This window comes from Thalassobaculum sp. (genome assembly GCF_965223715.1).
In the GTDB taxonomy this organism is placed as follows: domain Bacteria; phylum Pseudomonadota; class Alphaproteobacteria; order Thalassobaculales; family Thalassobaculaceae; genus Thalassobaculum.
In genome coordinates this window covers 1,422,209-1,437,088 of the sequence record NZ_OZ245012.1, presented here as the reverse complement: position 1 = coordinate 1,437,088, position 14,880 = coordinate 1,422,209, and the positions used below count along the sequence as shown (strand labels likewise).

The following is a 14,880-nucleotide window of genomic DNA, read 5'->3' as shown; positions in this document are numbered from 1 at the left end:
TCGCTGATGGTGCAGCGCGGCGTGGGTCGGCTCAGGCGCGGCGGCGTTCCAGCCCCTCGCCGAAGGCCAGGGTGTGGATGGCGTCGATCAGCACCTGCTTGCGGTCGAGGTTCAGTGCGGACTCCAGCCGGATCAGCCGCTGCACCGCCTCGCGCCGCCGGAACGCGGCCTCGACGCCGACCCGGGCGACATAGATCCGCCCGGCCTCCAGGTCGCCGGGGATGATCTCGTGCAGGCCCGGCGCGTGGTTGGCCGCCCGGATGGCGCGGTCGATCCAGCGTAGCAGCAGGTCGGTCCCGGTGCGGAACGGGTCCTGCTCGCCCTCCTTCGGCTTGCGTCCGCCCCAACTGCCGGCGAGCGCGTGCAGGTTCTCGCCGCTGACCTCCGGCAGGTCGGCCAGCACCTTGGCGACGTTGCGGTACAACTCCGGTCCGCCGGCCTCCACGAATTCCAGCGCCCGACCCGGGCTACCCTCGGCCAGCCGCAGGATCAGGTCCATGTCGGGGCGTGGCAGATGCGGGTGGGCGCGGTGGACCAGCGTGGTGACAACGGCGTCCGACAGCGGCGACAGCATCAGCCTGCGGCAGCGCGACCTTGTCGTCGGCAGCATGGCGTTCAGCGCGTTGGAAACGATGATAATCAGGGTTTTGGCTGGTGGTTCTTCAAGTATCTTGAGAAGCGCGTTCTCGGCATTGGTGTTCATCTTCTCGGCTTCGTCGACGATCGCCACGCGCCAGCCGCCGGAGCTGGTCTTGAAGTGCAGCGAGCTCTCGAAGGCGCGCACGTCGTCGACCCGGATCACGGCGCTCATCACGCCGCGGTCGTTCGGCTTGCGCCGCAGGATCTTCAGGTCGGGGTGGGATTCGGCCGAGACCTGGCGGGCGGCCTGGCTCTGCGGGTCGACGGCCAGGGTGGTCGGCGGCAGCGGCTCGCCGAACAGGCCGCCGGCCGCCTCGCCGCCTTCCGACAGCACGAACTTGGCCAGGCGGAAGGCGAGCGTCGCCTTGCCGATGCCCGGCGGGCCGGCGAACAGCCAGGCATGGGGCATCCGGCCGGAGTTCCACGCCTCCAGCAGCCGACGCTCGGCGTCGTCATGGCCCAGCAGCTCTGTGGCCGCCGCCGGGGACGGCAGGCCGACGGCTTCTTCGTTGTCGCTGTCGTCGCTCATCCGGGCAGCTTAGCGGAGGGAAAGACGGTCGGACACGGCCGACAGGATGTCCCGGGTCACATCGTCCAGCGGCTGGACGGCATCGATCAGCACGCAGCGTTCCGGCTCGGCGGATGCCAGGTCTCGGAAACCCTGGGCCACCCTTGCGTGGAAGGCGCTGCCCTTGCGCTCGAACCGCGTCTCACCCCCGGTGCCACCCCCTGCACGCGCCCCGGCCCTCGCAAGGCCGGTCTCGGGATCGATGTCGAGGATCAGGGTCAGGTCCGGCCGCGTGTCCTCCACCGCCATGTCGATCAGGTCGCGCAGGATGGCCATCGGCACGCCGCCTGCGGCTCCCTGGTAGACCAGGGTGCTGTCGTAGAACCGGTCGCAGACCACCCAGTCCCCGCGCTCCAGCGCCGGGCGAATGGTGCGCACCACATGGTCGCGCCGGGCGGCGTTCATCAGCAGGGCCTCGGTGATCGCGTCCCACTTGCCGGGCTCGCCGGTCACCAGAAGCGTGCGGATCTCCTCCGCTCCGGCAGCACCGCCGGGCTCGCGGGTCCGCACCGTCGTGATGCCGCGATCGGCGAGCCAGCCGCACAGGGCGGCGATCTGTGTGGATTTGCCGGCCCCCTCACCCCCTTCCAGGGTGATGAAGCGTCCCGACCCCGTCCTGGTCTCAGTCACCCGTGCTCGGGCCCCAGATCAGGTGGCCGACCGCGGAAGTGATCCGGCCGAGCGGGCCGAGCTTGCCGACATCGGCGCCCGCCAGCAGCGGAATGACGCGGTCCTCCATGTCCGGGGCGGCGATCCGCAGCCGGGCCAGGACCTGGCCCTTCACGATCGGCGCCGGGATCGGGCCCTCATACTCCACGGTGACCCGCATGTCCTTGCGGGCGGCGCGCGGCATGGTCAGGAACAGCTCGTCCTCGGTGACCAGCGGCACGGTGGGCTGATCGCCGAGCCAGACCGTGGCCTGGTCGATCGCCTCGCCCCGCTCGAGCAGCTTGTAGTTGTCGAACTCGCGGAAGCCCCATTCGATCAGCCGCTCGCTCTCGCTGGAGCGCTGGCTGACGCTTTCCAGGCCGTTCACCACCAGGACCAGCCGCCGGTCGCCGCGCTTGGCGCTGGCGGTCAGGCCGTAGCCGGCGTTTTCGGTGTGGCCTGTCTTCAGCCCGTCGGCGCCCATGCCCTTGTAGAGCAGCGGATTGCGGTTGCCCTGTTTGATCTCGTTATAGGTGAAGGTCTCCTCGGCATATATCTTGTAGTACTCGGGAAACCGGCGGATCGTCTCGGCGGCCAGGATCGCCAGGCCGCGGGCGGTCATGCGGTGCTCCGGATCGGGCCAGCCGGTGGAGTTGCGGAAGGTGGCGTTCTCCATGCCGATCGCCGCCGCCTCCTCGGTCATCAGCTCGGCGAAGGCTTCCTCGGTGCCGGCGATGGCCTCGGCCAGGGCGATGGCGGCGTCGTTGCCGGACTGAACGATGATGCCGTGCAGGATGTCGTGCACGCTGACCCGCGAGCCGATCTCCACGAACATCTTCGAGCCGCCCTTGCGCCAGGCCTTCTCGGAGATCGGGATCTCGTCCTCCATCTTCAGCCGGCCGTCGGCGAGCCGCTCGAAGGCCAGGAAGACCGTCATGATCTTGGTCATCGAGGCCGGCGGCATCAGCTCGTCGGCGTTCTTCTGGAACAGCACCTGACCCGTGTCGTAGTCCATCAGGATGGCCTCGCGGGCATTGGTCTCGATCTTGGCGGCCTCGGCAGCCGCGGGCACGGCCAGCGCCAGGATGACGGCGAGGGTGGCGAGACGGGGAAGGATGCTGACTCTCATCTTCGGCGGTCCGCTCCGGTCGGGGGTGGCTCGGAAAAGGTGATGGGGCGGCAGTCTGGCCGCGGAATGGGACGGAACTGCGGCGGCGGTTCGGGGTCTAGGTCGGTTCCAGCCATGCCGTCAGTCGACGACGATGCGTGAGCCCGGATACCCGGCCACGATCACCCGCTCCAGCAGCCGGTCGGCATTGTCCACGTCGTTGATCGGACCGATCCGCACCCGGTAGTAGGTCTTGCCGGAAATCTGCGTCGGCTGCACATGGGCGCCGCGGAAGAAGGCGCCAAGCCGCCCGGTCAGGCGGTGGGCATTGTCGGCATCCTCGAAAGACCCGGCCTGTATGAAGATCTGGGTCGGCTCCGGCTTGGTCCGGCTGACCAGCGGGCGCACCGGCGCAGAGGTTGCGACGCTGGTGGTGGCGCTGGCCGGAACCCGCGCCGCGGGGACCGTCGCCGCGGCCGCAGGGGGCGGGATCGAGGTGGCCGCCGGGGCGGCCCGGGCGGTCCGCGCCCCGTTCGGCGCGTTCAGCACGGCCACCTGCACCGAGCCGGACGGCGCGGCACTGGGCGGCGGCGCGGACGGCAGGGTCGGATCGGGGCTCGGCACATACTCCTCGCCGCGGGCGGCCGCGCGCTCCTGCAGACTCTCCGATTCCAACAGCTCGACCCGCACCTTGGCCGTGCCCTTGTTCATGAAGCCCAGGAGTTGGGCGCTGCGCCGGGACATGTCGATGATGCGGCCATGGGCGAAGGGTCCGCGGTCGTTGACCCGGACCACGATGGAGCGCCCGTTGTCCAGGTTGGTGACCCGCACGATGCTCGGCATCGGCAGGGTCCGGTGGGCGGCCGTCAGGGCGTTCTCGTCGAACACCTCGCCATTGGCCGTGCTCTTGCCGTGGAAGCCGGGTCCGTACCAGGAGGCGATCCCCGTCTCCGCGTAGTCCCACTCCTCCTTGGGATAATACCAGACCCCCTGGATCTGGTAGGCATTGCCCACCTTGTAGTAGCCCTTGGAGCCCGTATCGGTCTGGTGGCTCTTGGCGGTCTTGGCCGTATGCACCAGCAGCTCCGTCTCGGCGCAGCCCGACAGAGTCAGGGCAAGGCCGAGCAGCAGCGCCGTGCACCAGCGGCCAACCGAAGGAAAACGTTCAGAAATAACCATAATGTGGTGGTCCCGATGATTTCCACCGCTAGATCGTGAAACTACCGTGCCTCCAGGGCATCGGCAAGCGTACCGACCGCGATCGCGAAATAGGTTGAGCGGTTCCATTTCAGGATCGTCTCGAAATTCTCGTAGGCCATGAAGTAGCGCGAGGTGCCGTTGCGTTGCGTGACCTCGACGATCCGGCCCTCCACGGCCCGGCCGGGTAGCTCGCCGCCGCCGACCTTACGCACGCCGAGCGCCTCCCATTCCGGCAGGGTCTTGCGGGTCTCCTTCTCGATCACCGACTTGTCGAAGCCGGCGGGAATCGACACCTCCCGACCCCAGGTGATGTCGTCGCGCCAGCCGGACTTCGAGAGATAGGTGGCGATCGAGCCGAACACGTCGGGCAGGCTGCCCCAGATGTCCTTGTCGCCGTCCTTGTCCTGGTCGACGGCGAAGTTGTGGAAGCTGGAGGGCATGAACTGGCTCTGGCCCATGGCCCCGGCCCAGGAGCCCTGCATCTCGCCCGGCGCGATATGGCCCTGCTCCAGGATCTCCAGGGCGAGCATCAGCTCGCGGCGGAAGAACTCGCTGCGCCGGCCGTCATAGGCCAGGGTCGCGAGCGCGGTGACCACCGGAAAACCGCCGGTGATCCGGCCGAAATCGGTCTCGATGCCCCAGAGGGCGACGATGAAGCGCTTCTGCACGCCGTACTGTTTGGAGATCGGGTCCAGCAGGTCGCCGTGACGCTCCATCAGCGCGCGGCCGTACTTGATCCGCCCGTCGGTGACCACGCGGGAGAGATACTCGTCGACCTTCAGCTTGAATTCCGGCTGGCTGCGGTCGAGTTCGATGATCCGGGGGATCGGCTTGATGCCGGTCAGGGAGGCGTCGAGAATCCGGTCGGAGACGCCGCGGCCCCGCGCCTCCTGGCGCACGCCGTCGAGCCAGCTGTCGAAGGGCTGTTCATTGGCCCGGGCCGGGCTGCCGAGGCCGGCCAGCATCATTCCGATGCCGATGCAGAGCGCTACCGAGGGCGCACGTCGCAAACTCATCCTCACCGCCAACTCCCTGGCTGATGTCCGTACCCGCGTCCCCACTAGGCGTTTGCCACGGCTGCGCGGCGGCTTCAAGTCCGTCACGATGCGACAGAGGCGCAAACCGGTCACGACACGCTCGGCCGGGCGCGATCCATGCCGCGCGACCCTTGCGGCCGGCGGCCGGCGCAGGTATCGATGCGCCTGCAGTGACCGGGACCGATCGATCCCGGGACCGGACGGGTGGCCGAGTGGTTGAAGGCAGCGGTCTTGAAAACCGCCAGGGGTGCAAGCCCCTCGTGGGTTCGAATCCCACCCCGTCCGCCAGCCCTCCTCAGTCGGAAACCCCGAGCCAGTCCAGCAGCTCTTTGCGGTCGGTGGAGGCGTGGACGGCCATGGGGCGCAGTTCCAGGGTCATGGCGCTGTAGGCACGCACCAGCAGCACCTCGACGGAACTCTGAACAAGGACGGCGGTCTTGGGGTCCGGCCCGCGGACGGCGACGAACTCCCGGCCGGCATCGGCGAGTTTCCTGAAGTCGGCGATATCCAGCATGGCCAGCGACGCGCCGCTGAAGTTCCACAGCACGTGGCTGAAGGTCGCGGCCGGAAACGTGGCGTGAATGAAATCGACCAGGTCGTCGGCCGCCGGATAGCCGGACACAATCATCTCGATCGTACGGTCGTCCAGCATCGTCGCGCGGAACCCGAGCCCGTCCGTCATCTTCTCCCCCTTTGCCGCTGTTTGTGGCCTTGAGTGATGGCCTACGGCTTGATGACAGGGTGAGGCATTGCGTATGCAGTGCCAAGTCCCCGTGACCCGGAAGCGGCGGATCAGGCCCGGCGCAGCACCGCCTCACCGGCCGCGGCGACCGCAGCGGCGAGACCGTCGATCGGGGTGATGGAATTGTGCAGCAGGCCGAGGCCGTAGCGCCGGTCCTCGGCGAAGATCAGGGCCCGGCCCAGGTCGTCGCGGCCCTGCACATGGGCACTGTCGGCCAGCCCGATCCCCGACCGGGTGACGGCGATCAGCCCGGCATCCAGGCCAGGATTGCCGTCCAGCACCGCCTCCACCGCGTGACGGGGAGCCAAGCCCTTCTCCAGCAGCGCCAGGGCCGCCCGGTTCGCCGGCGGGCCGTCTGCGGTCGCCAAATTGGGCAGCCGGTGGCCGGTCACTAGGCCGGCCCGGCCGGCGGCGAGGAACTGGGACAGCGGCTCCGAGCGATCCGGACCGCTGGTGATGACGCCGGCGACCTCCGCCTCCGCCATCCGGGCAAGGGCCTCGGCCTGCTCGCGGATGGTGGCGAGGCCGCCGCGCTGGCATTCGAGCGACACGGGCGCGCCGTCGGTCCCGAGCACGGTGAAGACCGCAAAGCCGTGCAGCGACCCCGTGGCGCGCCGTTCCGCCTCGGCCCAGGCGGCGAGCACCGCAGCACCGGCCTTGCGCCCGAAGGCACCGATCCCGATCGTCATCTCGGCCCCTTCCCTGTGCGACCCACGCCCCGTCCGGGACCGCGACTATACGTGAGTCGCGGTCATGACGGTGATGAAACGCCGCCGATGTCGGAACCTGTCCGCAGGCTTCGGTGTTTCCCAACACAGACCCATTCCCCGACGGAAGGACAGACGATGAGCCCCCGCATCGCCCCCCGCCGCATCCCATGCCTCGCGCCGGAAGGCTTGAGCGCCCAGGGCGCCGGCGTCCGGCACGGATCCTCCGGCGCCGAGCGTCCGGGTCACGGCCGCATCACCCTCACCGTGAATGGCGACCGGCACACGCTCGACATCGACAACCGCACAACCCTGCTCGACGCGCTGCGCGAGGAGCTGAAGCTGACCGGCACCAAGAAAGGCTGCGACCACGGCCAGTGCGGCGCCTGCACCGTTTCGGTGAACGGCGAGCGGGTGAATTCCTGCCTCTGCCTCGCGGTGATGCATGACGGCGACACGGTGGAGACCATAGAGGGGATCGGCACGCCCGACCGGCTCGACCCGATGCAGGCGGCCTTCCTGGCCCATGACGCGTTCCAGTGCGGCTACTGCACGCCGGGTCAGATCGCGTCGGCCCGGGCGGTGATCGAGGAGGTGCGCGCCGGGATCCCGTCCCACGTCACCGAGGACCTGACCGCCGACATCGACCTGACCGACGCGGAGATCCGCGAGCGCATGTCCGGGAACATCTGCCGTTGCGGCGCCTACTCCAACATCCTCGCCGCGATCAACGAGGTCGCCCGGGATACGGACAGGGGGACGGGGCAATGAGAGCGTTCTCCTACGAGAAGGCGACGGATCCGGCCCAGGCGGCGGCCCGGGCGGCGGCGGTCGAGGGCGCCCGCTTCATCGCCGGCGGCACCAACCTGGTCGACCTGATGAAGCTCGAGATCGAGCGGCCCGGCCATCTGATCGACGTCACCGGCCTCGGCCTGGACGGGATCGCCGAGACCGGCGATGGCGGCCTGCGGATCGGTGCCCTTGTCAGCAACACGGCGCTGGCCGCCGACATGCGGGTGCGCCGGGACTATGCGGTGCTGGCGCGGGCCCTGGTCGCCGGCGCCTCCGGCCAGCTCCGCAACAAGGCCACCACCGGCGGCAACCTGCTGCAGCGGACCCGGTGCCCGTACTTCTACGACACCGCCCAGGCCTGCAACAAACGGGACCCGGGCTCGGGCTGTGCCGCGCTGAGCAAGGGCGCGTTCTCGCGCCAGCTCGGCATCATCGGCACTTCCGAGCACTGCATCGCCACCCATCCCTCCGACATGGCCGTGGCCATGCGGATCCTCGACGCCGAGGTGGAGACGGTGAAGCCGTCGGGCACGACCCGGCGCATCCCGATCGCCGATTTTCATCTGCTGCCGGGCGAGACCCCGCACCGGGAGACCGCGCTTGAGCCGGGCGAACTGATCACCGCCGTCACCCTGCCGGCCCCGGTCGGCGGCCGGCACGCCTATCACAAGGCGCGCGACCGGGCGTCCTACGCCTTCGCCCTGGTCTCCGTCGCCCTGATCCGCCAGCCGGACGGCAGCGGACGGGTGGCGCTGGGCGGTGTGGCTCCGAAGCCCTGGCGCTCGGCGGAAGCCGACGCGGAACTGCCCAACGGCGCCCGTGCGGTGATCGCCCGCCTGCTGGAGGGTGCGCGCCCGACGGCGGAGAACGCCTTCAAGATCCCACTGGCCGAGCGAACCCTGGCCGCCCTAATGGCCAACGCGCCGATCGCCGAGGAGTGACCCGATGGATTTCACCCATCCCGCCGAAGACAACCGCTTCGACCACGCGACCGTCGTCGGCCGGCCCCTGGAACGCCGGGACGGCCCGCTGAAGGTCACCGGCACCGCCCCCTACGCCCATGAACGGCATGATGTCGCCGAGGGCCAGCTCCACGGCTATCCGCTCGGTGCCGGCATCGCCAAGGGCCGGATCGTGTCGATGGACGCCGAGGCCGCCCGCAAGGCGCCGGGCGTGCGCGCCGTGGTGACGACGCTCGATATCGATCCGCTGGAGAAGAGCAGCTTCAACACCGCCCGCCTGTTCGGCGGGGACCGGGTCGAGCATTACCACCAGGCTATCGCCGTGGTGGTGGCCGAGACCTTCGAGCAGGCCCGCGCCGCCGCCGGGCGGATCGAGGTGCGCTATGCGTCCGATGCCGTGGAGGCCGACCTGGACGCCGCCTTCGAACGGCTCCAGGGCACCGGCGAGCCGTCGACCGAGGTCGGCGATCTGGACGCGGCCTTCGCCAAGGCGGCGGTCACCCACGACGCGGTCTACCGCACCCCGTCCCAGAGCCACGCCATGATGGAGCCCCATGCGTCCATCGTCGACTGGTCGACCGGCGGCGAGATGACGGTCTGGACCTCGAACCAGATGATCGACTGGGCCTGCACCGCGCTGGCGGAGACCTTCGGGCTCGACAAGGAGCGCATCCGGGTCGACAGCCCGTTCATCGGCGGCGGCTTCGGCGGCAAGCTGTTCCTGCGGGCCGACACGGTTCTGGCCGCGCTGGGCTCGCGGGCGGTCGGCGCGCCGGTGAAGGTCGCCCTGCCCCGGCCGATGATCATGAACAACACCACCCACCGGTCCGCCACGGTCCAGCGCATCCGTCTGGCCGCGGACGCGGACGGCCGGCTCACGGCCATCGGCCACGAGGCGGCGTCGCACAGCCTGCCCGGCGGCGACGGCGAGGATTCGACGGCCCAGACCCCATATTTCTACGCCGCCCCCAACCGCCGGGTGATCCATCACCTGGTGGAGATGCACCTGCCGGAGGCCAACGCCATGCGCGCGCCGGGCGAGGCGGCCGGGCTGATGGCGCTGGAGATCGCCATGGACGAGATGGCGGAGAAGCTGGGCATGGATCCGGTACAATTCCGCATTCTCAACGATACCCAGGTGAACCCCAGCGATCCGGACATGCCGTTCTCCGACCGGCATTTCGTGGAATGCCTGGAACGCGGGGCGGCCGAGTTCGGCTGGGACGCCCGCAACACCGCCCCCGGGGCCACCCGCGACGGCGATTGGCTGATCGGCCACGGCATGGCCGGCGCCTATCGCGGCGCCCCCACGCTGAATTCCGGAGCCCGGGTGCGACTGGAACAGGGCACGCTGGTGGTCGAGACCGACATGACCGATATCGGCACCGGCTCCTACACCATCCTGGCCCAGACCGCGGCCGAAACCATGGGGCTGCCGGTGGACGCGGTGGAGGTCCGGCTGGGCGACAGCGTCTATCCGGTCTCCTCGGGCTCGGGCGGCCAGTTCGGCGCGGTCAGCGCCACCTCCGGCGTCTATGCCGCCTGCCTCGCCCTGCAGGACCGCATCGCCAAGCAGCTTGGCGTGAACGCGGCCGAGTTCCGCGACGGCAAGGTGATCGCCGGCGACACGGAGATCCCGCTGGCCGAGTTGGAAGGGACGCTGGAGGCCGAGGACGCGATGTCCTTCGGCGACTTCAAGTCGGACTACAAGGTGGCGACCTTCGGAGCCCATTTCGTCGAGGTCGGCGTGCATCGCGGCACCGGCGAGATCCGGGTGCGGCGCATGCTGGCGGTCTGCGACAGCGGCCGAATCCTCAACCCGATGACCGCCCGCAGCCAAGTGATCGGCGGCATGACCATGGCCGCCGGTGCCGCCCTGTCGGAGGAACTCGCCACCGATACCGGACGGTCCTTCTTCGTGAATCATGACCTCGCCGGCTACGAGGTGGCGGTACATGCGGATATCGGGACCCAGGAGGTGATCTTCCTCGACACGCTGGACCCCGTCGCCAGCCCGCTGAAGGCCAAGGGGGTGGGAGAGCTCGGCATCTGCGGGGTCGCCGCGGCGATCGCCAATGCCGCCTATAACGCCAGCGGCGTGCGGGTGCGGGATTATCCGCTGACCCTGGACAAGATGATCGCCGGCCTGCCTCCGCTCTGAGCGCGGGGCCGGGCGGTTCCCTGTCTCCCGGCCCGCGTCACGTCAGCGGCAGAACCTTGATGATCTCGGAGGGGCAGACCGGCTTCTCCACCGAGCCGACGATGCTCAGCCCGTGGGCGCGGCCATAGGATTCCGCGACCTGAAGCAGATTGCTCATCACGCCGCTGACCAGAAAGATCGGCGTCTGCTTGAGCCCGAGGGCCGCCATCTGCTCCAGCACCTTAAGCCCGTCGGTATGGTTGCCGAGGATCAGGTCGAGGATCACCAGTCCGTGCTCGTCCAAGCCGAGCGTGCTGAGGTCGGTCGGTTCGTCGAACCAGTGGACGTCGTGAGCACCGTAGGCATTCAGGGCACGCGTCAGCGCTTCGGCGTCGTCGCCGGAGTCATCGATGATGACGATCCTCCGCATGAGGCTGCGACTTTCTCGATTCATCGTCCTTCCTCCGACACTGCCGGACTCTCCAAGCTCCGACCTGCAACCTTAATTATCTATAAAACTCTAATTAAATGTTGACCTGGATCAATGCTTCGCGGGTAACAATGTGGTGACAAAGTATCATGAAACCACCTCGGTGTTAGGGTTAATTCAATGACTTGTTGGAATATGGAAGCGACGGTGGTGAAACATCTTCCTGCTCAAGGAGCCGCCATTTGCTGATGAAAAACTCGATGACGGGCGCTCGGGGTCTCACGCTTAGGGCGAAATATCTGATCCTGGTCTGCGCCGCCGTCATCGGTTCCACGGTTCTCGTCAGCGTCCCGTATTTTTTCTGGATCGAACGGCTCACCCTCACCAAGGCGACCGACAGCCTGAATTTCGAAGCCGAACTGGTGGCCACCCAGGTCAAAGTGCATATCGAACAGCTTCGAGACGATGTCCTGATGGTGTCCCGCATGCCCCCGCTCCAGGGCATCATCCGAAGCACGCGGAACGCCGGCGCGGACCCGTATGACAGCTCCACCCTGGTTCAGTGGCGCGAGCGGCTGGAAACCATCTTCATATCGACCCTGAAGGCGCGGCCGGAATACGCCCAGATCCGGTATATCGGCCTCGCCGACAATGGCCTTGAACTGGTTCGCGTGGACCAGACCTCGGAACGGATCGTCCAGGTCATGGCGCTTGAGGATCTCCAACCCAAGGCAAAGGAGCCCTACTTCAGAGACAGCCTGACGCTGAGCGCCGGAGAGGTCTATTTCTCCGACATCACGCCGAACGTGGATTTCGGCGCGACGGAAGCCCAGAATCCCATGCTGCGGGCGGTGACGCCGGTCGTCGACGATGACGGCCGGACCTTCGGCATTGTCGTGATCAACGCCCATTTCGGGCGCCTTGTGCGATCGATCCTGGAGCAGATCCCCGCCTCTCCGGAGCTCTATATCGTAACCGACGCGGGCGATTACGTGCGCCGCAGCGCCGAGGGCGAGGTCGATCCGCTGGTTCTTGCCCGGACGGGCGCCCGCCTGCCGGACCACCTCACACGGGCGATGGCGGATGACGGCCTCGCCCCGCACGGCGCGAACGCCCATGTCTATGACGATGGGGTGGTCAGCACCGTGCGCTTCGCCCCCGAGGTCACGCGCACGGTCGGCATCGGCGTCGTGTTGAGCCAGCCCCGCGACGTGCTGCTGAAGGAGGTCGCCGACGCCCGCCGGTCAACCGTGCTCCTGGCCCTCGGCGTGCTGAGCGTCGTGGCGCTGATCGCCTTCGCGGTGTCCCATCGGCTGACCACCCCGCTGCTTCGGCTGGCCAACGCCCTGCGCAGCGGGGCTCCCGGCGACGTGCCCATCAACCTGCCGACCGGCCGGCCGGACGAGATCGGCGAGGTGGCCCGGGCACTCCAGACGCTGATCGACCGGCGCCGCAGGGTCGAAGCGGCCCAGGCGGCCACCCTCGCCCGGCTGCAGTCGATCCTCGACAACACGGTGGACGCGATGGTCTCGGTCGATTCCGACGGCGCCATCCGCAGTTTCAACAAGGGCGCCGCGAAGGTGTTCGGCTATGCGCCCGACGAGATCATCGGCCGCGGTATCGACACGCTGCTGGCCGATCGGGCCGGCAGTGGGGACGGCGATCCCCTGCGCGTCCTGCGGGGGCCCGACGACAAGGGCGTCATCGGCGAGCTGCGGGAGCAGGAGGCGTGGACCAAGGACGGCCGCCGCGTTCCGGTCGAGCTCACCGTCAGCACGGTGGAGACCGATGACGGCATCCTGCTGAGCTGCATCATCCGCGAGATCAGCGAGCGCAAGCGGCTGGAGGCGGACATCCGCGCCCATGCCGAGGCGCTGGAGCGCAGCAACACCGAGCTGGAGGAGTTCGCCTATATCGCCTCCCACGACCTGAAGGAGCCGCTGCGCGCGATCAGCAACCACACCCAGTTCCTGGCCGAAGACCATGGTCACAAGCTGGACGAGGACGGCCACAAACGGATCGAGCGGCTGAAGGCGCTGTGCATCAGGGCCGACCGGCTGATCACCGACCTCCTGCACTTCTCCCGCCTGGGCCGCGACGAACTGAAATACGAGCCGGTAGACATGACGGCCCTGGCCGAGGACGTGCGCACCAATCTCGGCGACACCCTGGCGGCCAGCAACGGGGAGATCCGCGTCGCACCGGACCTGCCCGATGTCGTCGGCGACAGGACGCGGTTGACCAGCCTGATCCACAACCTCGTCGTCAACGGCCTGAAATATAACGATCAGGAGGCGCCGCTGGTGGAGATCGGCCATGTCCCCGGCACGGCGAACGGCCGCGTGACGCTGTTCGTGCGCGACAACGGGATCGGCATCGCGCCGGAATTCCAGGACGCGGTCTTCAAGATCTTCAAGCGGCTACACAGCGAAAAGGCCTACGGCGCCGGAACCGGTGTCGGGCTGAGCTTCGCGCGCAAGATCGTCGAGCGCCATGGCGGCCATCTCACCTTCGAGTCCGAGCCCGGCGCCGGCACCACCTTCTTCTTCGACCTGCCAGGGAGACACACATGAAACCTCTCAACGGTCAGCCGCTCCTCATCGTCGAGGACAGCGACGACGACTACGAGGCGACGGTGCGCGCTTTGAAAAGCGATGGGCCGCTGGTCAATCCGATCCACCGCTGCGAGAACGGCCAGGAGGCGCTGGACTACATCGCCGGCATGGGCACGCCCGACCATCCCCGGCCCGGTCTCGTCCTGCTGGACCTGAACATGCCCGGGGTGGACGGCCGGGAGGTCCTGCGGGTCCTGAAGCACGATCCGGATACCGCGCAGATCCCCGTTGTCATCCTGACGACCTCGGACGACGACTGGGACATCGCCAAGTGCTACGAGGCCGGGGCCAACACCTACATCAAGAAGCCGGTCGACCTGGAGGGGTTCTTTGCGGCCCTGAAGGCGCTGCGCGAATACTGGCTGGAGGTCGCGATCCTGCCCCGTGTCGGAACCCCGGGAAGTGATTAGCCGTGAGGGTCCTCATTCTCGACGACAGCGCCGACGACCGCGAGACCATCAACCGCACCCTCAAGCGTCTGGAGGTCTTTGAGAACCTGTCGGTCGCGGAGGCCGCCAGCGAGGCCGAGGGGTTCGCCGAGATCGACCGGGCGATGCCCGACTGCCTCCTGCTGGACAACGCCCTGCCCGGCCGCAACGGGCTGGAAATGTTGAACGAGATCCACCTGTGGCATCCGTCCCTCCCCGTCGTGATGATCACCGGATCGGGCGACGAGCGGGTCGCGGTGGAGGCGCTGAAGCGCGGGGCCGACGACTATATTCCGAAGGCGGATCTGAACAGCGATGCGCTGGTCGCCGCCATCGAACAGGCCGTCGCCAAGAAACGCGGCGAGGCGGAGATCATCCGGCGCGCCCAGTACGACCCGGTCACCGGGCTGCCGAACCGCGCCCCGTTTCTCGACCGGCTGGGCGACGCGCTGGCAAGAGGGCAGCGGGCCGAACGGCCGCTCGGCGTCGCCTCGATCGTCCTGACGGGCGTCAGGGAGATCTACCCGGCGCAGGGCGAGGAGGCGGGCGACAGGGCGTTGCGTGGCGCGGCGAAGTACATGGCCGCGGTCATGCGCCGGGGCGACATGCTTGCCCGGGTCGGCCATACCGAATTCATGGCCTATGTCGAAGGGCTTCCGAGCAATGCGCCACGGGGCATGAGCCTCGTTGTCGGCCGTTGGCGAGCCGCCCTAGACAGCGACGACCCCCGCCAAGACCTGGGAGCCGCGACGCTCGGCTTGACTGTCGGCATCGCCCTGTATCCTACCATGGGGACCACGCCCGAGATGCTGATCGCCCTGGCAAAGGGGGAACGCCACCGGCGGCAACAGGAGGCCCGGTAAG

General features: G+C 68.3%; 14 protein-coding genes and 1 tRNA gene. 7 read left to right on the top strand and 8 right to left on the bottom strand.

Annotated elements, in window-relative coordinates; genetic code table 11:
• Positions 1-31: 31 nt before the first annotated feature.
• The 5 genes from ACOQOP_RS06655 to ACOQOP_RS06635 all read right to left on the bottom strand — a co-directional run bounded on the left by ACOQOP_RS06655 (position 32) and on the right by ACOQOP_RS06635 (position 5,179).
• On the bottom strand, positions 32-1,168 hold the full coding sequence (locus ACOQOP_RS06655) for a DNA polymerase III subunit delta' (protein WP_420565540.1): 1,137 nt from the start codon (positions 1,166-1,168) through the stop codon (positions 32-34).
• A 9-nt stretch (positions 1,169-1,177) separates the two neighbouring features.
• Positions 1,178-1,837, bottom strand: coding sequence for a dTMP kinase (gene tmk / locus ACOQOP_RS06650; protein WP_420565539.1), 660 nt, complete (start codon positions 1,835-1,837; stop codon positions 1,178-1,180).
• Complete coding sequence (locus ACOQOP_RS06645; protein ID WP_420565538.1) at positions 1,830-2,984, bottom strand: D-alanyl-D-alanine carboxypeptidase family protein; 1,155 nt, start codon at positions 2,982-2,984, stop codon at positions 1,830-1,832. The genes tmk and ACOQOP_RS06645 overlap by 8 nt, the downstream gene beginning before the upstream one ends.
• 120 nt (positions 2,985-3,104) lie before the next feature.
• Complete coding sequence (locus ACOQOP_RS06640; protein ID WP_420565537.1) at positions 3,105-4,142, bottom strand: septal ring lytic transglycosylase RlpA family protein; 1,038 nt, start codon at positions 4,140-4,142, stop codon at positions 3,105-3,107.
• A gap of 41 nt (positions 4,143-4,183) precedes the next feature.
• Positions 4,184-5,179, bottom strand: coding sequence for a lytic murein transglycosylase (locus tag ACOQOP_RS06635; protein WP_420565536.1), 996 nt, complete (start codon positions 5,177-5,179; stop codon positions 4,184-4,186).
• Between the two features lie 219 nt (positions 5,180-5,398).
• Here ACOQOP_RS06635 and ACOQOP_RS06630 point away from each other — a divergent pair.
• Positions 5,399-5,488: transfer RNA gene (locus ACOQOP_RS06630), tRNA-Ser, on the top strand.
• A 7-nt stretch (positions 5,489-5,495) separates the two neighbouring features.
• Here the strand turns inward: ACOQOP_RS06630 and ACOQOP_RS06625 are convergent.
• Both ACOQOP_RS06625 and ACOQOP_RS06620 read right to left on the bottom strand, forming a co-directional pair.
• Positions 5,496-5,882, bottom strand: a complete 387-nt coding sequence (locus ACOQOP_RS06625; RefSeq protein WP_420565535.1) for a hypothetical protein — start codon at positions 5,880-5,882, stop codon at positions 5,496-5,498.
• A gap of 110 nt (positions 5,883-5,992) precedes the next feature.
• On the bottom strand, positions 5,993-6,631 hold the full coding sequence (locus ACOQOP_RS06620) for a DUF6963 family protein (RefSeq protein ID WP_420565534.1): 639 nt from the start codon (positions 6,629-6,631) through the stop codon (positions 5,993-5,995).
• 156 nt (positions 6,632-6,787) lie between these two features.
• Between ACOQOP_RS06620 and ACOQOP_RS06615 the strand changes: the two genes are divergently transcribed.
• From ACOQOP_RS06615 to paoC, 3 genes are read left to right on the top strand one after another with little or no spacing between them, the layout of a single operon-like run.
• Positions 6,788-7,420: a 2Fe-2S iron-sulfur cluster-binding protein gene (locus ACOQOP_RS06615; protein WP_420565533.1), complete on the top strand. Its 633-nt coding sequence runs from the start codon at positions 6,788-6,790 to the stop codon at positions 7,418-7,420.
• Positions 7,417-8,382: an FAD binding domain-containing protein gene (locus ACOQOP_RS06610; protein ID WP_420565532.1), complete on the top strand. Its 966-nt coding sequence runs from the start codon at positions 7,417-7,419 to the stop codon at positions 8,380-8,382. The genes ACOQOP_RS06615 and ACOQOP_RS06610 overlap by 4 nt, the downstream gene beginning before the upstream one ends.
• Positions 8,383-8,386: 4 nt before the next feature.
• Complete coding sequence (gene paoC, locus ACOQOP_RS06605; protein WP_420565531.1) at positions 8,387-10,564, top strand: aldehyde oxidoreductase molybdenum-binding subunit PaoC; 2,178 nt, start codon at positions 8,387-8,389, stop codon at positions 10,562-10,564.
• A 37-nt stretch (positions 10,565-10,601) separates the two neighbouring features.
• Here paoC and ACOQOP_RS06600 read toward each other — a convergent pair whose 3' ends face one another.
• Positions 10,602-10,997 (bottom strand): response regulator, encoded by a 396-nt coding sequence (locus ACOQOP_RS06600; RefSeq protein WP_420565530.1) that lies wholly within the window; start codon positions 10,995-10,997, stop codon positions 10,602-10,604.
• Between the two features lie 236 nt (positions 10,998-11,233).
• Here ACOQOP_RS06600 and ACOQOP_RS06595 point away from each other — a divergent pair, with 236 nt between their 5' ends.
• From ACOQOP_RS06595 to ACOQOP_RS06585, 3 genes are read left to right on the top strand one after another with little or no spacing between them, the layout of a single operon-like run.
• The gene (locus ACOQOP_RS06595) at positions 11,234-13,546 is read left to right on the top strand and encodes an ATP-binding protein (protein ID WP_420565529.1); all 2,313 of its coding nucleotides are present in this window, start codon (positions 11,234-11,236) and stop codon (positions 13,544-13,546) included.
• Entirely contained in the window at positions 13,543-13,998 is a 456-nt protein-coding gene (locus ACOQOP_RS06590) for a response regulator (protein ID WP_420565528.1), read from the top strand. The genes ACOQOP_RS06595 and ACOQOP_RS06590 overlap by 4 nt, the downstream gene beginning before the upstream one ends.
• 2 nt (positions 13,999-14,000) lie before the next feature.
• Positions 14,001-14,879, top strand: a complete 879-nt coding sequence (locus tag ACOQOP_RS06585) for a response regulator (protein WP_420565527.1) — start codon at positions 14,001-14,003, stop codon at positions 14,877-14,879.
• Position 14,880 lies beyond the last annotated feature (1 nt).